Raw genomic sequence first — 19,988 nt, 5'->3', positions numbered from 1 at the left:
CGCCATGGCTGAAGATTCAGGTCAAGAGAAAACCGAAGAACCCACCGGGAAAAAAATAGAAGACGCCAAGAAAAAAGGCCAAGTTGCCCGCTCTAAAGAGTTGGGAACGATGTTCGTATTAATTTTTTCGGCTATTTCATTGCTGTTGTATGGCCCTGAAATTGGCAAGGGCTTATATAATGTGATGGGACGATTATTAAGCCTTAATCGTAATGAAACTTACGACACCACCAAAATGTTTTCAGTGTGGAGCATTGTCTCTGATGCCTTGTTGTTCCCGATGGCGATGTTTGTTCTCATTATTGTAATAGCGGCATTTATCGGTAACACGTTACTGGGCGGCTTTAACTTTAGTTGGCAAGCTGCAGCGCCTAAAGCCAGCAAAATGTCACCGGCTAAAGGGATTAAACGTATGCTTGGTCCCCAAGCAGGCGTTGAGCTGGTTAAGTCGATATTGAAGTTTGCGGTGGTTGCAGGCTTTGCAGTATTTTTAATTAATACCTTTTTTGATGAAATATTACATCTAAGTATTGAAAGTGCGCCGGGGAATTTCATTCATGCCCTTGAGATTCTAGCTTGGATGTTTTTAGGCCTGACTTGCACGCTAATTATTATTGCAGCGATAGATGCGCCTTATCAAAGCCACAAGCATCACAAAGAGCTTAAAATGACCTTGCAAGAGGTAAAAGACGAATATAAGAACTCAGAGGGTGATCCACAAATTAAAGCCCGTATTCGTCGTACTCAGCGTGAAATGTCGCAAAGGCGTATGATGCAAGACGTGCCAGATGCCGATGTTATCGTGACCAACCCGACTCACTATTCGGTTGCCCTAAAGTACGATACCGCCAAAGCAGGTGCGCCAATTGTACTTGCTAAAGGGGTCGATGAGCTTGCTATGCAAATTCGTAAAGTGGGTAAGGGTAACGATGTGCCTATTGTTGAATCACCCATGCTTACCCGTGCGCTTTATCACACCACCGAGGTGGGCCAGCAAATACCTGATCAACTGTTTACCGCAGTAGCGCAAGTGCTTGCCTATGTATTTCAATTAAAACGCTTCCAAAAAGGGCGTGGTAAACGTCCTGTTCCACTTAATAAAAAGCTCCCTATCCCAGAGGCTTATAAATATTAATTAGCCGTTTAATAACTTGGAATAGTTATTGCAAATTCCGTGTAGTGTCAATTTTTTGAAATTGTTGAATTATGGAATTTAAAGCGGTATTACAACAACTTAATAAAGATAAAAAAGAGTATGCGAAGGGGCTTGGAACACCATTACTGGTGCTTGCAGCCCTTGGCATGGTTATTTTACCTCTGCCTCCTTTTCTTTTAGATATTCTTTTTTCGTTTAATATCGCGCTTGCGCTGGTGGTGTTACTCGTTACGGTTTACACCATGAAGCCCCTTGAGTTTGGTATGTTTCCGGCCGTGCTGCTAATAGCCACAATTATGCGTCTTGCATTGAATGTTGCCAGTACTCGGGTGGTACTCCTTGAAGGTCATAATGGCGGGGATGCTGCTGGTAAAGTAATTGAAGCGTTCGGCTCGGTGGTTATCGGCGGTAACTATGCCGTTGGTCTTGTTGTGTTCCTTATTCTCATTATTATCAACTTTGTGGTTATCACCAAAGGTGCAGGGCGTATTTCAGAGGTGTCAGCGCGTTTTACACTTGACGCTATGCCAGGTAAACAAATGGCGATTGATGCTGACTTAAACGCAGGTTTTATTAGTGCAGAGCAAGCTCGTGAGCGCCGTGAAGAAGTAACCCGTGAAGCCGACTTTTATGGCTCAATGGACGGTGCCAGTAAATTCGTAAAAGGTGATGCTATTGCCGGTATTGTGATCCTTGTGATTAATATCGTAGGTGGTTTATTTGTCGGCATGATTCAACATGACTTAAGCTTCAGCCGTGCGATGGAAGTATATACTTTATTAACCATTGGTGATGGTCTCGTTGCGCAATTACCTTCATTACTTCTTTCAATTGGTACTGCGATTGTTGTAACGCGTCAAAATGAGTCGCATAACATGGGCGATCAGTTTAAGTCGCAGCTAGGAAACGAAAAGTCGTTATTTATCGCTTCAGGTATTTTGATCACCATGGGCCTTGTGCCAGGCATGCCTCATCTTGCATTTTTAAGCTTGGGCGCATTGTTAGGTTACCTTGCTTACTTTACCCAACAACAAAAAATTAAAGCAGAAGCAGAAAAAGCTGAATTGGAAGCAAATGGGGGCTCGCCAGGCACCGGTGTTGCTAACAAGCAAGAGCAAAAAGAATTGGGTTGGGACGATGTACAGCAAGTAGATGTGATTGGTTTAGAAGTCGGTTATCGCTTAATTCCACTGGTTGATCAGTCGCAAGGGGGAGAGCTACTTAACCGTATTAAAGGTGTGCGTAAGAAACTCTCGCAAGAACTCGGTTTCTTGGTACCGCCCGTGCATATCCGTGACAACTTAGAGTTAGACCCTAACGCCTACCGTATCACAATGATGGGTGTATCCAGTGGTGAAGGTGAGCTTAAGCATGGTGACGAACTTGCTATAAACCCAGGGCAAGTATTTGGCCCAATCAAAGGTGTTGAAACAAAAGATCCTGCTTTTGGACTCGATGCAGTATGGATTAAGCCAGACCAGAAAGATGAAGCCCAATCATTGGGTTACACCGTGGTTGATGCAGCTACTGTCGTGGCAACCCATATTAGCCAGCTATTAACAAACAGCGCAGCATTACTATTAGGTCATGAAGAAGTACAGAACCTACTTGATATGTTAGCGAAAAGTCATCCTCGTCTTGTCGAGGGACTGGTTCCTGACGTATTACCATTGACCACGGTTGTAAAAGTGCTGCAAAACTTACTTAACGAAGGGGTCGCAATTCGTGATATGCGTTCAATTGTTCAGACCCTTGTTGAATATGGCCCACGTAGCCAAGACCCAGATGTACTAACGGCTGCAGTGCGAATTTCACTGCGCAGATTGATTGTTCAAGATGCGGTTGGTATGTCATCTGAAATCCCTGTCATAACCTTGGCGCCTGAGTTGGAACAGATGTTGCATCAGTCACTTCAAAATGCAGGTGACGAAGGTGCCGGAATAGAGCCAGGACTTGCAGAGCGACTTCAGGAATCATTAAATGAAGCGCATCAAAACCAAGAAATGGCCGGCGAACCTTCGATATTACTAACGTCAGGAATGTTACGCACTGTGTTATCTCGTTTTGTTAAGTACACCATCCCAGGTTTAAGGGTAATGTCTTACCAAGAGGTACCAGACGAAAGACAGATTAAGATTGTCAGCTCAGTAGGCCAACAATAGGATAGTAAAGGGGTTGTACCATGAAAATTAAACGTTTTTTTGCTAAAGATATGCGCACCGCACTAAAAGAAGTGAAAGATGAATTAGGTGTTGATGCGGTTATTATGTCTAACAAAAAGTTAGCGAATGGTGTTGAAATTGTCGCCGCTGTTGATTATGACAAAGCAGCCCCAAAAGCCGAAGCGAAACCGGTGCCTGCACACACAGCGCCACAACAGTCGCATAACTTCGTTAAACCAGAACCTATGCGTGCTAAACCTGAGCCACAAGCCCAAGTTGCAGACAGCCTACAAGCGTTACTAGAGCGTCAAGCCCCACGCCCTCGTTCGCCAGAGCTTGCTTCAATGTTTAATCAATCTGGTATTGAAACGAGTGAACATTATCAGCCAAAAACACACGGTTTTGCGCCGCAAGAGCAGCCGCAATATTCAGCAAAACCTCGCTATCAAGAGCAAGCAGCACCGCGAGTGCAAACACAAGCACATAGCCTAGGTTTTGATGATGATTTAGACACAGGCTTCGACGATTTAGATTCACCAGCAGAACACAAAACGGCCGCACCCGCAAACCACTCAGAAATGGCGACGATGCGTGAAGAAATGAATGCCATTCGTCAATTACTTGAACATCAAGTATCTGGTTTGATGCAGCAAGACATGGCGCGTCGCGATCCTACCCGTGCTTGTATGATTGATCGCCTAGCCGGTATGGGCATTGAGCGTGATGTTGCGGAGCAAATGGCGTGTTTTATTCCTGATGACGTTTCGCGTCAACAAGCGTGGCAAGCTTTGTTGCAAATGGTTGAAAACCAAATGCATACAACAAATAATGAAATTTTACGTCAAGGCGGTGTGTACGCTTTAGTGGGTCCTACGGGGGTGGGCAAAACCACCACCGTGGCGAAATTGGCAGCCCTTGGAGCACAAAAATATGGTGCAGATAAAGTCGCGCTTATTACAACAGACACTTACCGTATTGGAGCGTATGAGCAGCTAGCCACTTATGGCCGCATTATTGGCTGTGGTGTGAAACAAGTTAAAGACGCAAATGAATTAGCTGAAGTGTTATACCATTTACGCAATAAGCGTCTAGTATTAATAGACACTGCGGGTATGAGTCAACGCGACTTACGCTTAACTGAGCAACTTAATACATTAATGCGCAATCAGCGTGTCGACATTCGCAGTTATTTAGTGTTAAGTGCAACAGCGCAAATTAACGTGCTACAAGAAACCGTTCGCCACTTTAAAAAAGTGCAACTAAGTGGTTGTATCTTCACTAAGTTAGATGAATCACTTAGTTTAGGTGAGATTATTAGTATTGCGATTCAAAATCGCTTGCCAATAGGGTATCTTACTAATGGTCAGCGTGTTCCTGAAGATATTCGCGTTGCGAATGCAGAAAAACTAGTAAAAAAAGCTGAGCAATTATATTTAAAACGAGCAAAAGCACAACATTCACGACGTCAAGCAGTAGCGTCGAACACAGTAGGGATGTATGATTAACACAGTATTAGATCAAGCAAGCGGCCTGCGCAAAATGAATCAAAATAATAATAGTGGCGTTAAAGTTATCGCTGTCACTGGCGGCAAAGGTGGTGTGGGTAAAACGAATGTGTCACTCAATACCGCGATCGCATTAGGTCAGCTGGGAAATCGTGTATTAGTATTAGATGCCGATTTAGGGTTGGCAAATTGTGACGTAATGCTTGGTTTACGTGTCGAGAGAAACTTATCTCATGTTTTATCTGGTGAGTGTGAACTGGATGAAATTCTTGTCGAAGGCCCAGCAGGTATAAAAATTGTGCCAGCGACTTCGGGCTCGCAAAGTATGGTTGAGTTAACACCGTCAGAACATGCGGGGCTTATTCGCGCATTTAGCGAGCTAAATACTGAGTTTGATATTTTAATTGTCGATACCGCTGCGGGTATTTCAGACATGGTATTAAGCTTTTCGCGTGCAGCACAAGATGTTGTTGTTGTTGTGTGCGATGAACCTACCTCAATTACCGACGCTTACGCCCTAATTAAAGTGTTAAGTCGTGAGCATGGCGTTTACAAATTTAAAATAGTTGCCAATATGGTGCGCAGTATGCGTGAAGGGCAAGAATTATTTGCTAAACTCTCAAAAGTAACGGATCGATTCTTAGATGTGTCTATGGAACTTGTCGCAACCATTCCGTATGACGAGAATATGCGCAAATCGACCCGCCGCCAAAAAGTGATTGTGGAGTTATTTCCAAACTCACCAGCCGCTGTGGCATTTAAAACATTAGCAACGAAAGCAGTTAAGTGGCCAATTCCAAATCAACCGTCAGGTCATTTAGAATTTTTTATTGAAAAACTAGTAAACGGTTAACTATGACAACATCGGTGAATAAAGCGATGGGATATCAATCAGCACAGAATTTAAATGCGATTGTTGAAAAACATGCCTCTTTAGTCAAAAAAGTGGCGTGTCATCTAATTGCTCGTTTACCTGCCAGTGTGCAACTCGATGATTTGATTCAGTCAGGTATGATTGGCCTTATAGAAGCGTCGAAAAATTTTGATGCGAGTAAAGGGGCCAGTTTTGAAACATTTGCGGGTATTCGAATTCGAGGGGCTATGCTCGATGAAATCCGTCGAGGTGATTGGGCTCCCCGTTCAGTTCACCGTAATGCACGCCTTGTCGCTGAAACGATTTCGGATTTAGAGAGTATTTTAAACCGTGAGCCAAAAGACACAGAAGTTGCTGAAAAACTTGATATTACACTGGATGAGTACCATCATATTCTACATGATGTAAATTCCAGTAAGGTACTGGGTATAGAGGATTTAGGCGTTGATGAAGACGTCATCACACCTATGGGGCATGATTTAGCACTAGACAAACCGTTTAATAATGTTAAAAATGAACGGTTTAACCAGTCTCTATTGACGGCTATCCAATCGTTACCAGAAAGAGATGCACTCGTTTTGTCTTTGTATTACAACGATGAAATGAACTTAAAAGAAATAGGGCACATACTCGATGTTAGCGAATCGCGTGTGAGTCAAATACATGGTCAGGCGATGATTAAGCTCAAAGCAAAAATCAATGACTGGATTAATTAGTAGTAAGTAAATAAGGTTCAAACCTCACCGGAGGATGTTTTGGATAAAAACATGAAAATTCTTGTTGTTGATGATTTTTCTACAATGAGACGTATCATTAAAAACCTGTTAAGGGATTTAGGTTTTACCAATGTGCAGGAAGCTGATGATGGTTCAACAGCATTGCCGATGTTGCAAAATCAAGAGTTTGATTTTGTTGTAACAGATTGGAATATGCCTGGAATGCAAGGTATTGATCTATTACGCGCAATTCGTGCTGATGATAGCCTTAAACATATCCCCGTGTTAATGGTGACAGCTGAAGCGAAAAAAGAACAAATTGTTGCTGCTGCTCAAGCGGGTGTTAATGGCTATATCGTCAAACCATTCACTGCTGCGACACTGAAAACCAAATTGGAAAAAGTGTTTGAACGTTTAGGTTAATCTAAGGGGAGAGGCTTATGTCAGCACTTGCTGCGCCTCAAATAAGTTTAGAGCAAGCTCGTCAACTTGTTGAGTATCTTGAAAATGGTGAACAAGAGAAAGCTGATAAGCTGATACTTGAAACAGCATCAAAAGAACAATCAGAGTTGTTTGCTGAAGTCGGTAAATTGACACGACAACTTCATGAAGCACTAAAAAACTTCGATCTTGATACTCGACTCACAGATTTAACAACAGAAGCAATCCCTGATGCAAAGCAGCGCTTGAATTATGTTATGGAAATGACTGAAAGCGCGGCCAATAAAACGATGGATGCCGTGGAAGCTAGTTTGCCTATAGCACAACAGCTCGCTGATGAAATTGCCACGATTAAACCAACGTGGGATCGTTTAATGAATCGAGAAATTGAACTCGGTGAATTTAAAACGTTATGCCACAGCTTAGATAAGTTCATGAATAACTCGCACACCAAAACAGATGAGTTACAAGGCTTGATGACCAACGTGCTAATGGCGCAAGATTATCAAGACTTGACGGGGCAGGTAATACGCCGTGTTATCGAATTAGTGCGCGAAGTAGAAGACAGTTTAATCAATCTCTTAACTGTATTCGGCAGTCAAGACGATGGTCAAATAAAACAAGAAAAACAGGCCATAGACAAAGCACCTGCACAAAGCGATACGCTGGCAGGTCCAGAAGGGCCAATTATTGATAAAGAGTCACGCGATGATGTTGTTTCAGGACAAGATGAAGTTGATGACCTATTATCAAGTCTGGGCTTCTAAGAGGAGAGTAGCTGCATGAGCTTTGAAGTCGATGAAGATATTTTACAGGATTTCCTTGTTGAAGCAGGGGAAATTTTAGAGCTTTTGTCAGAGCAATTGGTCGAGCTTGAAAATAATCCAGATGATAAAGACTTACTAAACGCTATTTTTAGAGGCTTTCACACCGTAAAAGGTGGCGCAGGCTTTTTAAGCATGACTGAACTTGTTGATGCGTGTCATGGTGCTGAAAATGTGTTTGATTTGTTGCGCCAAGGCGTGCGCAGTGTAACTCCAGAACTTATGGATGTTATTTTACAAGCCCTCGATACAATCAATGAAATGTTCGCGACAATTCAAAATCGTGAACAACCAGAGCCAGCAGATCAAGCCCTCTTAGACGTCCTACATAAATTAAGTCAACCACCAACAGCAGAAGAGCTCGCTGGTGAAGACACAACCGTAACAGACGAAGTAGCAGAAGAAGTCACTGTTGAGCCTGAACCGGTTATTGATACACCCGAAGTTACTGCTGATGTCTCTAGTAATATTGATGACGACGATCCGTTTGCATTTGATATGTTATTTGATGGGGGATTGGGTGATACCCAAGCTCAACCACAAAACATAGATGAAATTACTGAAGATGAATTCGAAAGCTTGCTCGATGAGTTGCACGGTAAAGGCCAAGGGCCTGCATCAATCACATCAGACACCATGAGCAGTGACAGCGATGATATTACCGATGATGAGTTTGACAGCTTATTAGATGAGCTTCACGGCGTTGGCAGTTTTGGTGAAGTAAAAGCCGACAAAATTACCAGCCAAGCTCCCGCTGAGCCAAGCGCTGTGGTCGAGCAAAGCACCCCTGCAGTCAGTAATGAAGGCTCTGATGATGAAATTAGTGATGATGAGTTTGAAGCATTACTTGATGAATTACATGGCAAAGGCAGTGCGCCGCAATCATTAGAGACAGATAAGCCGCAAACGCCAGAAACAACCAAAGTTGAGCCAACAAAACCTGCGGCCCCAGTGGCTGCAAAGGTTGAGCCTGCTAAATCTGCGCCACAACCTGCAACGAGTAAGCCTGCGCCAACTGAAAAAGCGCCCGAGAAACAGGCTGCTGCGGCGGCGAAAAAAGCGCCGCCTCCCCAAGCTGAAACAACCGTGCGTGTCGACACTAAACGGTTAGACCAAATTATGAACATGGTTGGTGAGTTGGTGTTGGTGCGCAATCGCTTAGTGAGCCTTGCAAATAACACCAACAGTGAGGCGATGGGGAAAGCCATTTCGAACCTAGATGTCGTCACGGCAGACTTGCAAGGTGCGGTAATGAAAACCCGCATGCAGCCAATTAAGAAAGTATTTGGTCGTTTCCCGCGTGTTGTTCGTGATTTAGCACGCAGCTTGAAAAAAGACATCAACTTGCTATTGGTCGGTGAAGAAACCGACTTAGATAAAAACTTAGTTGAAGCCCTTGCTGATCCACTTGTTCACTTAGTGCGTAACTCTGTTGACCATGGTATAGAGATGCCAGCGGTGCGCGAAGCGGCCGGTAAGCCTCGTACAGGGACAGTTACGCTTTCTGCATCGCAAGAAGGCGATCATATTCTGCTAACCATTCGTGATGATGGTGCAGGTATGGATCCTGAGAAGCTGAAAAAAATAGCAATAAACAAAGGGGTTATCGATCACGACCAAGCGAGTCGTTTATCGGACACTGAAGCGTATAATTTAATATTTGCACCTGGTTTTTCAACCAAAGAGGAAATCTCAGATATTTCAGGTCGTGGTGTGGGTATGGATGTGGTGAAAACCAAAATCACCCAACTAAATGGCTCTGTGAACATTCAGTCTGAGCTAGGTGTTGGAACCATACTTGAGATCAAAGTACCTTTAACACTGGCAATCTTGCCGACTCTGATGGTTATTGTGGGTGAGCAAACCTTTGCTTTACCACTGGCTGGGGTGAGTGAAATTTTCCATCTTGATTTAACAAAGACCAACGTTGTCGATGGGCAACTGACAATTATTGTCCGTAAAAAAGCGATTCCATTATTTTATTTACAACATTGGTTAGTGAAAGGAGCCAATCGCCAAGAGCGTAAAGCAGAAGGTCATGTGGTTATCGTACAGATTGGTACTAAGCAAGTGGGCTTTGTCGTTGACTCATTAATTGGTCAAGAAGAGGTGGTGATAAAACCTCTCGATGCTTTACTGCAAGGTACACCAGGTATGGCAGGCGCAACAATCACTTCTGATGGTGGCATTGCACTGATTTTAGATGTACCAAGTATGCTAAAACATTACGTTGGCTAATAATAGTTAGGCTCAATAATTTTAAAGTGCAGCTAATATGCTGCACTTTATGGCATAAATAACAAGAGAGTGCTAATGGCAGTCAAAGTATTAGTTGTTGATGATTCAAGCTTTTTTCGTCGCAGAGTAAGCGAAATATTAGAGCAAGACAGCGACATTCAGGTAATAGGGTTTGCTGTAAATGGCCGCGAAGCAGTTGATAAAGCGCGTGAGCTAAAACCAGACGTTATTACAATGGATGTTGAAATGCCGGTACTTGACGGCATTAGTGCTGTTAAAGAAATTATGGCAGCAACGCCTACGCCAATATTAATGTTTTCTTCGTTAACCCGAGATGGTGCAACAGCCACGCTAGATGCACTGGACGCGGGGGCGCTTGATTTCTTGCCTAAAAAGTTTGAAGACATTGCAAGAAACAATGAAGAAGCGATTGCCTTACTACAAAATAAAGTAAAGGAAATAGGGCGTCGCCGTATTTCTCGTTTTACACGTCCTTTGACTTCACCTCGTCCGGCGTCCCCGACACCTGCAACTAGCACGCGAACTGGCGGCATTGTTCAGCCAGATCGTAGTTTTAGCCGTTCAACTCCCGCAGCGCCTTCGCCGTCGAGTAATGTTAGAGCGTCAGGGAAGCAGTACCAAGTTGTTGCAATTGGCACTTCGACAGGTGGCCCCGTTGCGCTGCAAACAATATTAACGCAACTACCTGCTAATTTTCCGCACCCCATATTACTTATTCAACATATGCCGGCTGCATTCACGCCAGCGTTTGCTGCACGTTTAAATGGCCTGTGTAAAATCAATGTGAAAGAAGCACAGCAGGGTGACAGACTGATGTCTGGCACTGCGTATTTAGCACCGGGTGGTCAGCAAATGCTGATAGAGGGACGTGGCTCTGCACGCACACTGCGTGTGTTTGAAGATGACAGTCCGCGTATTACCTATAAACCCAGTGTCGATGTGACATTTGCCAGTGCTGCAAAAGCATTTGGTGGTGATGTATTAGCGGTGGTGCTGACTGGTATGGGGGCTGATGGTCGTGATGGTGCTCGCATGCTGAAGCAAGTGGGAGCCACTATTTGGGCACAAGATGAAAAAACCAGTGTGGTTTATGGTATGCCACAGGCCGTTGCTAATGCGGGTTTAGCCAGTGAAAACCTAGCTCTTAATGATGTTGCTACACGCTTAATACGTGAGACTGGCTGTGGATAAGCTGTCTTTTCTTGGATTAATCGTTGCTATTAGTGCCATAACCTTCGGCTACGCGCTTGAGGGAGGGGTTGTCAGTGCTTTGTTCAATGGTCCTGCCTTAATTATTGTACTTGGCGGAACTTTAGGTGCGGTCATGCTGCAAACGCCAGGCAGTGTGTTTACTAAAACGCTGAAAATTAGTCACTGGGTGTTTTTTCCGCCTTATCATGATGTGGACGCCGCGATTGAGCAAGTGAAGCGGTGGTCACAAAAAGCGCGTCAAGAAGGGTATTTAGTTTTAGAGTCTGAAGCGCTTGCGCACCCAGACCCCTATGCTGCAAAAGGTTTAAGCTTGCTTGTTGATGGCGCCGGCGAAAATAAGCTCAGAGATACGCTAGAAATTGATTTAATGCTTGAACGCGAACGTCTGTTAGAAGTCAGTCGCGTGTATGAAGCAATGGGCGGCTATAGCCCCACAATTGGCATATTAGGGGCCGTGCTTGGCCTTATTCAGGCAATGCAATTTATTACTGACCCAGAAAAGTTAGGCGCAGGCGTTGCAACGGCGTTTATTGCGACGATTTACGGCGTCGGTTTAGCTAATTTATTGTTCCTGCCAATGGCAAATAAGCTAAAACAACAGATTGAACAAAAAATGCTGTATCACGAATTACTTGCTGAAGGCATTATTGCGATTGCTCAAGGCGAGAGCCCACTCAATATTGAACTTAAACTTGAGGCGTACCGTGTTGAACGTCCAAGCTTAGTCAGTGAGTAAGTTTTTATGATGCGCCGTCGTATGCGTCATACCTCTCAAAAAAGCCAGCACACAGAGCGCTGGTTAGTCTCTTATGCGGACTACATGACTATCATGTTCGCTTTTTTTGTTGTTATGTACGCTATCGCTATTAGCAAGAATGAAGATTTTCAAATTTTGTCTGATTCGCTTGAGCAGGTGTTTGAAAAGTCAGCTCGAAAACAGGAGCAGGCAGGCACAGGCGTCAATGGGACGGGTATTTTAACTGACCGTGTGACCCCTGAAAACGACATTTTGTACGGTGAAAGTATACGTAAAGATGAGCAAGGCCCCGAGTTACTCGACGGTCAAAGTGAAACCAGCAATATAGATAAAAAGCACTTAGGTAAACCCCTTGATAGCTTGCTTACCAAGTTACAATCGGCATTAATCGATGAAATTCGGGATGGTGAGGCTAGTTTAGAGCTTCATCAAGATTGGCTTATCATAGAATTGAGCTCAGGCATGTTATTTTCATCGGGTAGCGCAGTTGCACAACAACGAGCAAAGGAAGTGGTTGCTCTAGTTAAAGAGATTATTGCCCCTGTTGATAACTATATTCGCGTTAGAGGCTACACGGATAACGAAGGAATCCGTAATGAAATGTTTCGTTCTAACTGGGAGTTATCTGTTGCACGTGCCACGTCTATACTTGTTGAGCTTGAAAGTTTAGGAATAAACCCTGCACGAATGGCAATTGAAGGGTATGGCCAGTATTCACCGTTTGCCAGTAATGATACAGCACAAGGTCGAGCCGAAAATCGTAAAGTCGTGGTGGCATTATCTAAATACGGTTTACCGCCAGAGCCAAAGCAAAATAATGATCAACCAATGGATGTCGCACCTGAAGAGCCTGCTGAAATTGAGTTGCCAAGCAATGATAACACCATTAAAGTGATTCAATTACCCCATGGTGGGATTCGAATTACCACGCGCAATGAACAATAATAAGGTGTGATGTGAAAATTTGGACAGTAGCGAATCAAAAAGGTGGAGTAGGGAAGACAACAACAGCTGTTAGTCTTGCTGGTATTCTAGCATTACAAGGAAAGCGCGTTTTACTCATAGACACCGATCCGCATGCGTCACTTACTTATTATTTTGGCATTGATTCAGAAGAGCTGGAAGTCAGTGTTTATGATATTTTTGCCCGCGGCAATAGTATGGCAAGTGAAGAAATTTTACAGGCGCTGTGCCCTTCAACGCTTGAAAACCTTGATATAATGCCCGCGACCATGGCCATAGCAACGCTTGATAGAAGCATGGGCAACAAAAATGGCATGGGCCTTATTTTAAAAAAAGCACTGGCTAAAATTAGTGAGCATTATGATTACGCTATCATTGACTGCCCGCCAGTCCTTGGGGTGCTAATGGTTAATGCATTAGCTGCCAGTGAGCGTATTTTGGTTCCTGTGCAAACTGAATTCTTGGCATTGAAAGGGCTTGATAGAATGATGCGTACTATGGAGTTAATGCAAACTTCACAGTCGAAACAATACCAATATACAATTATCCCTACTATGTACGACAAGCGGACTAAAGCATCCCTTGAAGCCTATAAAACGTTGCAGGATAATTACAAAGACAAAGTGTGGTCTGGTGTAGTGCCGGTGGATACAAAATTTAGAGATGCGAGTTTGGCACAACAAGTGCCGATTCAATTTTGCCCGCGTTCACGCGGGGTTTTTGCATATCGCGCGTTACTTGATTTCTTAATTGCACAAGGTTAACGATGAGTAAGCATTTATTTGCCAATGAAAAAGTGATGACCCAATACTTGGGTGCCTTGCTGTGCGAAGATGAACCTGCTGAACAAAATCTAGAGCCTGTTGCAAAATTACTGGAGCAAGTAAAACAACCAAAAGTAGACATTGCTCCGCCAGAAGCGGCACCTGAACCCGAAATACCCCTAGTTGAACCGACTAAAGAGCTTGAGAAAACCGAGAACCAAGCTAATATCAAAGATATAGTCGAGAAATCTAGCAATGACATTGCAGCTAAAACGTCATCTGAACGTCAAGAAGACTATTTTGATGGTGAGTTTCAGGCTTTATTTTTTGAGGTGGCAGGGTTAACCCTTGCAGTGCCGTTAAAAGCATTAGGCGGTATCCATCAACTTGCAGAGGTAAACCAATTATTTGGTAAGCCTAAGTGGTTTAAAGGGGTCATGCTTAACCGCGATGAAAAACTGAATGTGGTAGACACCGCTCGCTGGGTTATGCCAGAAAAGTATAATGAAAAGCTAGAACAATCACTAGATTATCAGTATTTAATCACCTTAGGTGATAGCCAATGGGGATTGTTGGCTGAAAAGCTCGTAAATAATATTACGCTTCGCAAAGAAGATGTAAAATGGCGAGCAAAATCAGGTAAGCGGCCTTGGCTTGCTGGGGTTATCAAAGAAAAAATGTGTGCCTTGATTGATGTTGAAAATTTATATCAATTGCTAGAGCAAGGCTTAGACAGCCGTGAGCAGTAACTATTATTACGGAGTAATAGCATGAGTGAAGAAAGACTACTGTCAGCGAATAAAAATGCTGATAGCAACGATGAAGTGTTACAGTGGGTAACCTTTAAACTTGAAGCAGAAACGTACGGCATTAACGTAATGCAAGTACAAGAAGTACTTCGCTATACCGAAATTGCTCCTGTACCAGGCGCGCCTTCTTATGTACTGGGTATTATTAACTTGCGTGGTAATGTTGTCACGGTTATCGACACGCGTGCACGTTTTGGCTTAATGGGTGCAGAAGTAACAGACAATTCGCGCATTGTTATTATTGAAGCCGAAAAACAAGTTATTGGTATTTTAGTCGACAGTGTGGCTGAAGTTGTTTATTTACGCAGCTCTGAAATCGACAGTGCGCCAAATATTGGCACTGAAGAGAGCGCTAAGTTTATCCAAGGCGTTTCAAACCGTGATGGTGAGTTATTGATCTTGGTTGATCTGAATAAGCTATTAAATGACGATGAGTGGGACGAGCTGAGCGCACTATAAAGCGTTTGGAAATTATATGCTGTTATACTCCTTGTTTGGTGCCTCAATCCTACTTGTATTAGTGTGTTTGGGGCTTATTTTTGTTAATAACAATAAACAATCCGCGGCTATTCAAGCAAAGCAAAAACAACTGCAAGAAACTCAACAACAACTGAGTATTCTGCGTAGTGAAGTGGCTGAAATGCGCGCAGGAATGCTAAGTATTGGCAAACGTGTTGTCGCAGTGGAAGAAAAAAGCCAAGAGCTTGAGCAACTGCAAGACGCACAAAAATATGATGATCCTAATGCGAAAATCTATTCGCGCGCGGTCAAAATGGTTGAACTGGGTGCTGATCTCGAAGAGATTATTCACGAATGTGAACTACCCAGAGCTGAAGCTGAGTTACTTATGTCGCTTCATAAACAAAAAGGTGCTTAAGAGCACCTTTTTGCCTACTTGCACTAATGCTTAATCATTTTGAGGGATTAAACCTGTCGCTAGCTGCGTTAAAAAATGTCTGATTTACGACTGCATGGGTGCAGGAGGTAGGGTAGGATCAATTGCCGAGAACAACTAAATAACGACATTTTTGCCTTTCCATCGACACCATTTTTTACCTGATATAGATTATACCAATCCGCAAAAATACTTAATCATTTTGAGTGATCAAACCAGTCGCTACCTGCGTTAAAAATTTCTGATTTAGAACAACTAAATAACTAAATTTTTGCCTTGTTATCAACGCGGTTTTATTGCCTCAAAATAGACCACTTAATTAAGCGGAATGGTATTACTTAATTATGTGAAAGGACGTTCCTTTTTAAGCCTGAATATTTAACTTGCCTTGAAAATCTTGCCAACCAGGGGGGAATTTACCGCGTAAAACATACGAAAAGGCAATAAGCTCAGCAATCACATAATAAAGCTCCTTCGGTATCTCTTCACCTAACTCAAGATGTGACAGTGTTTTTGCTAAATCAGCATCTTGATGAACTAAAATGCCTTTTTGTTCGCCAAGCTTCACAATTTCTTCTGCCAGCTCACCAAATCCTTTACAGGTTACTTTTGGCGAGTTTCCAGCTTCGTAGAGAAGACCAATGGCTGACTTATGTGTGTATTGTTCGCTCATTGAATATTAAACCTTAATGTTGATGATGGCATGCGATTTATAAAATGCCTGATGAGTCGTTGCACCTTGTTTTAAACTTAACTCTCCTACATTTAAACCATGACTAGCGAGCTTATGGCGCAGTGTATCTAAATGCGGGTGCGCTAGAGCGGTTACCTCTTGCGACGATGCAAGCAATTGGCAATCGACCGCGGTATCCATAACCTCAGCCGTTACTTGCAGTTTACCAAGCGTTGCAAAGTCAAAGTTTAACCTAACAAACCACACATTCTTGCTCTCGAGTTTATTTTTACTGGGTTTTTTGTATTGCCCAAGACTTATCTCTGTTTGCCCTGTTTCTGGGGGGAGTTTCATGGGTAAGAAAAATTGCGCGAGGGCGCTGGCATCTTGTTGCTGGTTAATCGGTGTTGCTTGCACTTGAGTGAGCGCTGTTTTTACTTGGCTTAGTTCTGCGGCCATGGCTTGCAAGCTAGGTTGTTGAAGCTGTTCGAGTAACTTATTACTGTTCACGGCTTTAAAGTTAGGTACAAACACTTGTAAAAGTGCATCAAGCCCTGTTTGATTATTAAAACTAAGGTTTGTAGGGGCTTGGCTTACGATGGGGGCCGCGAGTGTGGTTATAGCTAATTGTTCAAGCCCTTGAGTAAAACTGGCTTGTTGGCTTTGAGGTGTCAAACTTGAGGGCCTTATAATGCTCAGTAACTCACGCTCAATGGTTGAAGGGTGTACATTTTGATTTGATATCATTCTATTAAATGCTTGATTCACCAATCTATTTAAATCGACTGAGGGGGATTTGTTCTGCTCACTTAGTTCATTGATTTTTTGACTCAGCTGTACAGGAAGCTCACTGACTGCGCTACTTTTGGTGTTAGGTAAAGGCAGTAACTTTGCAATTAACGCCGCCTCTAAAGGCCTAATGGGTTGTAATGGTTGCGCTAAGTTAGGCTCTTTCAACGCTAAATAAGGTGGCTGCATTTTTAATGTATTACTCGCATCTGTCAGCAGTTTGTCTAACTTGGGGTGTGTCAGCGCTGGTTGCGTTTTGAGACTTGCTACATTACTTGGCGGCTGGGTCAGTGTCATTTGGTTTGCTGCAACAGGTTTAGCGTGAGGCTTTATTAATGGCGACTCTGTCCCCTGAGTTTTATTAGCCTCAGCGGGGATTAGTTTTTGTAATTCAATTGCTTGTTGACTATTGATGCGTGGAAAAACACTTGCTTTAATCAATTTAAATAGCTGAACAAGTGGCGCCGATTTAGTAAAGCTAACAGGCAGCATCGGGTTTTCGACCTGCGCTCGTATTGTAGCTGTTGTCCCTGAAGTGTTGGCTAAGGGGGCATGAGTCTTTGGTGCATCAGCCACAGCGGTTGCTGATGTTGGCTGATGGAATCGTGTTTCGGTTGGCCTGTTATTTTCAAAAGCCGCGAGTTTGACAATATCGAGTCGTTTAGCATTAAAGCCAAGCTGACTGATTGAGTCGGTTTTAGTGTTCAATGCAGCATCAAGTGAATTATTTGTGGCTTTATTTGCAGCGGGTAGTTTTTCGAAATAACGAACAGCATCGGTTATGCGCGTTTTTAGGTCGGCAAAACTGCCTTTTAACCATGAGCGAATCGGTGAGTCTGTGGTGCTTAGTGGCGTTAATTCAACATGCTGTTTAGGGGAGGCATTGCGCTGGCTTTGCAGTGCTTGAATAAAGGTCTCTGCGAGAGAGTTTTTAAGTGTTATTTGCTGTGCAGGCGCTTGGTTAATAAGCGTGATAGTGTCTTTAATTGCTTTAGGTGTCATTATTAAACTAAGCGGGCTTAACTGCCATTGAGCTTGAATATTTTTTACTTGCTTAGAGGGCAGAGTATTTAATGGCACTGTTAAGGAGGACGTTGGCTTTTCAGGTATGTTCAACTGCACTTGTTGCCCAGATAGCTTTAGGTTTAGCTCAGGTGTGAGTTTTGCCAAAAGTTCTGCGACCTTTTGCTGGCTAATGCTTTGTTGGTGAAGTGAATCACCAAAACGGTTAATGATTGTCAGCGAAAACTCGTTGTGTTTATTGCTGGCAGGCACTATCACAGCCTTGAGTGGGGTTTCTGTTTTTAAGAGTGCTGCAAGGGTGTTATTGAGTACAAATTCAGTATTGAGTACGGGTAATTGTAAAGCCGGCTTTTTTGCAGCAAGGTTTGCAGGTAAGGGAGCGGTTGTACGTGAGTCACCCTGTGTTAACAGATTAAGTAAAGCGTGTAACTGAGGCGCTTTACTCAGCGTCATTGTTACGGGTAAGGGTGATATTGTCAGTTGTTTACCATCGCTGCTTAATTGAATGGTTGCGGCTAAAAATTTATCAAGTTGTGGGTTCGCTTGTTCTGTCGATAAGCGTAAGGTTTGCCAGATGTTATTAATTAATACATCCATTTGCACAGTATGTTTAGTTACAACAATATTGCGTGCTGTTAAGTGCTGTTCTGTGAGTGCTTTTAACGCATCGTTGGGGTGTTGTTGACCAGCCGAATGTATACCTTTTGGATCAAGGTTTAGGTGAGTGGTGAGAGTCAACTGGCTTTGTTTATTCATTATTTTAGATCAAATATAAGTTAATCGTTATAAAGCAATATTCGTATTACCCTATCATTATGGTAGACTAACGCCTAATTTTGGGTATAGAGAATCATCATCTTGTTACACATTAAGGCCGTCACCTGCATCAAGCAAGATCGTTGTTTGTTTGCGGATCTTAATTTCAGCTTGAAATCGGGGCAAATTATGCAGTTAGCTGGTCCGAATGGGGCTGGTAAAACATCATTATTGCGTATTATTGCTGGTTTCGCTATGCCAGATGAGGGCGATGTTTTATGGCAAGACCGTTCGATTGCAAAATACTACGATGAGTATGCGCAATCGCTTTTATTTATCGGTCATAAAACAGGTGTGAATAGCCAACTGACGGCGCTTGAGAATGTGGCATTTTGGCTAAAGATTAATGGTTACGATACACAGCAAGATCTCTATCCTATCTTAGCCAAAATTGGTTTAGTAGGACTTGAAGATGTGCCAGTACGCATGCTCTCCGCAGGACAGCAACGTCGTGTGGCTTTAGTGCGACTATGGCTAAACAGTGCAAAGTTATGGATTTTAGATGAGCCATTTACAGCACTTGATAAAAGCGGTGTGGCATTTTTACAAGCACGATTCGTTGAACACTTAAATGCTGGTGGGGCTATTCTTCTCACTACGCACCAAGATTTAACGACACAGTTTAGTGACCTTAAAACGGTGACTTTGGAGTATCGCCACTGATGGTAAAGCAGCACTCTTATTGGCAACTGTTCTCTGCGGTTTTTTCAAAAGATCTTAAATTAGCGTTTCGTCAGCGTGCTGAAATCGTTAATCCTATTCTATTTTTTCTGATTGTTATCACTCTTTTCCCTCTGGCGATTGGACCTGAACCGGGTTTATTAGCACGAATGGCACCGGGTATTATTTGGGTCGCCGCATTACTTTCAACCATGCTTGGTTTAGACAAACTTTTTCGTGATGATTACCACGATGGCACATTAGAGCAGCTTATAGCTTCGTCATACCCGTTACCTTTGACAGTATTGGCTAAAGTGGCTGCTCATTGGGTGATTACGGGGCTGCCTTTGGTATTAATGACGCCAGTTTTCGCTTTGTTATTAAATTTAGAAAGTTCAGCACTTCTTGCTACAGTGCTAACCCTGTTATTGGGCACACCTTTGCTAAGCTTTATAGGCGCAATCGGTGCTGGACTCACGGTGGGTTTACAAAAAGGCGGCATTTTAATGAGCTTACTTGTGTTGCCTTTGTATATCCCAGTATTAATTTTTGCAACATCTGCTATCGACACCAGTTCAATGGAGCTTGCGTATAGTGGACAGCTTGCAATCCTTGGCGCCATGCTAATCGTTGCGATTTTAGCTGCGCCAATTGCCATATCGTCAGCATTGAAAGTGAGTGTAAGTTAAT

At 43.2% G+C, this 19,988-nt stretch carries 19 protein-coding genes; 17 read left to right on the top strand and 2 right to left on the bottom strand.

What is annotated here, in order from left to right:
- Positions 1–4 precede the first annotated feature (4 nt).
- The 15 genes from flhB (at position 5) to BM378_RS04150 (ending at position 15,319) form a co-directional block, all read left to right on the top strand.
- Complete coding sequence (flhB, locus tag BM378_RS04220) at positions 5–1,135, top strand: flagellar biosynthesis protein FlhB (protein ID WP_036970105.1); 1,131 nt, start codon at positions 5–7, stop codon at positions 1,133–1,135.
- Between the two features lie 71 nt (positions 1,136–1,206).
- Positions 1,207–3,318 carry a flagellar biosynthesis protein FlhA gene (flhA, locus tag BM378_RS04215; RefSeq protein WP_074988674.1) on the top strand — a complete coding sequence of 704 codons (2,112 nt, stop codon included), beginning with the start codon at positions 1,207–1,209 and terminating at the stop codon, positions 3,316–3,318.
- A 20-nt stretch (positions 3,319–3,338) separates the two neighbouring features.
- Complete coding sequence (gene flhF / locus BM378_RS04210; protein WP_074988673.1) at positions 3,339–4,823, top strand: flagellar biosynthesis GTPase FlhF; 1,485 nt, start codon at positions 3,339–3,341, stop codon at positions 4,821–4,823.
- Complete coding sequence (locus BM378_RS04205; protein ID WP_036970099.1) at positions 4,816–5,676, top strand: MinD/ParA family ATP-binding protein; 861 nt, start codon at positions 4,816–4,818, stop codon at positions 5,674–5,676. The genes flhF and BM378_RS04205 overlap by 8 nt, the downstream gene beginning before the upstream one ends.
- Positions 5,677–5,702: 26 nt before the next feature.
- The gene (locus tag BM378_RS04200) at positions 5,703–6,413 is read left to right on the top strand and encodes an RNA polymerase sigma factor FliA (protein ID WP_036971668.1); all 711 of its coding nucleotides are present in this window, start codon (positions 5,703–5,705) and stop codon (positions 6,411–6,413) included.
- A 39-nt stretch (positions 6,414–6,452) separates the two neighbouring features.
- Complete coding sequence (gene cheY, locus BM378_RS04195; protein WP_016708035.1) at positions 6,453–6,836, top strand: chemotaxis response regulator CheY; 384 nt, start codon at positions 6,453–6,455, stop codon at positions 6,834–6,836.
- 17 nt (positions 6,837–6,853) lie between these two features.
- Positions 6,854–7,621: a protein phosphatase CheZ gene (locus BM378_RS04190; RefSeq protein ID WP_036970081.1), complete on the top strand. Its 768-nt coding sequence runs from the start codon at positions 6,854–6,856 to the stop codon at positions 7,619–7,621.
- A gap of 15 nt (positions 7,622–7,636) precedes the next feature.
- The gene (locus tag BM378_RS04185) at positions 7,637–9,916 is read left to right on the top strand and encodes a chemotaxis protein CheA (protein WP_074988672.1); all 2,280 of its coding nucleotides are present in this window, start codon (positions 7,637–7,639) and stop codon (positions 9,914–9,916) included.
- A gap of 75 nt (positions 9,917–9,991) precedes the next feature.
- A complete protein-coding gene (locus BM378_RS04180; RefSeq protein ID WP_036970077.1) occupies positions 9,992–11,128 on the top strand; it encodes a protein-glutamate methylesterase/protein-glutamine glutaminase in 1,137 nt (378 codons plus the stop codon).
- Complete coding sequence (locus tag BM378_RS04175; RefSeq protein ID WP_036970076.1) at positions 11,121–11,885, top strand: flagellar motor protein; 765 nt, start codon at positions 11,121–11,123, stop codon at positions 11,883–11,885. The genes BM378_RS04180 and BM378_RS04175 overlap by 8 nt, the downstream gene beginning before the upstream one ends.
- A gap of 6 nt (positions 11,886–11,891) precedes the next feature.
- Positions 11,892–12,851 carry a flagellar motor protein MotB gene (locus BM378_RS04170; RefSeq protein WP_036970074.1) on the top strand — a complete coding sequence of 320 codons (960 nt, stop codon included), beginning with the start codon at positions 11,892–11,894 and terminating at the stop codon, positions 12,849–12,851.
- 11 nt (positions 12,852–12,862) lie between these two features.
- The gene (locus tag BM378_RS04165; RefSeq protein WP_036970071.1) at positions 12,863–13,633 is read left to right on the top strand and encodes a ParA family protein; all 771 of its coding nucleotides are present in this window, start codon (positions 12,863–12,865) and stop codon (positions 13,631–13,633) included.
- A 2-nt stretch (positions 13,634–13,635) separates the two neighbouring features.
- Positions 13,636–14,382, top strand: coding sequence for a chemotaxis protein CheW (locus BM378_RS04160; RefSeq protein ID WP_036970068.1), 747 nt, complete (start codon positions 13,636–13,638; stop codon positions 14,380–14,382).
- A gap of 21 nt (positions 14,383–14,403) precedes the next feature.
- A complete protein-coding gene (locus tag BM378_RS04155) occupies positions 14,404–14,901 on the top strand; it encodes a chemotaxis protein CheW (RefSeq protein ID WP_036970065.1) in 498 nt (165 codons plus the stop codon).
- Positions 14,902–14,917: 16 nt separating this feature from the next.
- Complete coding sequence (locus tag BM378_RS04150; protein ID WP_036970062.1) at positions 14,918–15,319, top strand: DUF2802 domain-containing protein; 402 nt, start codon at positions 14,918–14,920, stop codon at positions 15,317–15,319.
- A gap of 382 nt (positions 15,320–15,701) precedes the next feature.
- Here the strand turns inward: BM378_RS04150 and BM378_RS04145 are convergent, their stop codons facing one another.
- Complete coding sequence (locus BM378_RS04145; protein WP_036970060.1) at positions 15,702–16,010, bottom strand: EscU/YscU/HrcU family type III secretion system export apparatus switch protein; 309 nt, start codon at positions 16,008–16,010, stop codon at positions 15,702–15,704.
- Positions 16,011–16,016: 6 nt separating this feature from the next.
- Positions 16,017–18,578 carry a flagellar hook-length control protein FliK gene (gene fliK, locus BM378_RS04140; RefSeq protein WP_074988671.1) on the bottom strand — a complete coding sequence of 854 codons (2,562 nt, stop codon included), beginning with the start codon at positions 18,576–18,578 and terminating at the stop codon, positions 16,017–16,019.
- A gap of 102 nt (positions 18,579–18,680) precedes the next feature.
- Here fliK and ccmA point away from each other — a divergent pair, with 102 nt between their 5' ends.
- Both ccmA and ccmB read left to right on the top strand, forming a co-directional pair.
- On the top strand, positions 18,681–19,301 hold the full coding sequence (gene ccmA, locus BM378_RS04135) for a cytochrome c biogenesis heme-transporting ATPase CcmA (protein WP_118844096.1): 621 nt from the start codon (positions 18,681–18,683) through the stop codon (positions 19,299–19,301).
- Positions 19,301–19,987: a heme exporter protein CcmB gene (ccmB, locus tag BM378_RS04130; protein ID WP_036970055.1), complete on the top strand. Its 687-nt coding sequence runs from the start codon at positions 19,301–19,303 to the stop codon at positions 19,985–19,987. Before ccmA ends, ccmB begins: the two co-directional genes overlap by 1 nt.
- Position 19,988: the final 1 nt, after the last annotated feature.

The sequence above is a fragment of the Pseudoalteromonas lipolytica genome (genome assembly GCF_900116435.1).
Taxonomy (GTDB): domain Bacteria; phylum Pseudomonadota; class Gammaproteobacteria; order Enterobacterales; family Alteromonadaceae; genus Pseudoalteromonas; species Pseudoalteromonas lipolytica.
The sequence above is the reverse complement of the archived record's forward strand: the minus strand, read 5'-3'. Positions and strand labels throughout refer to the sequence as shown.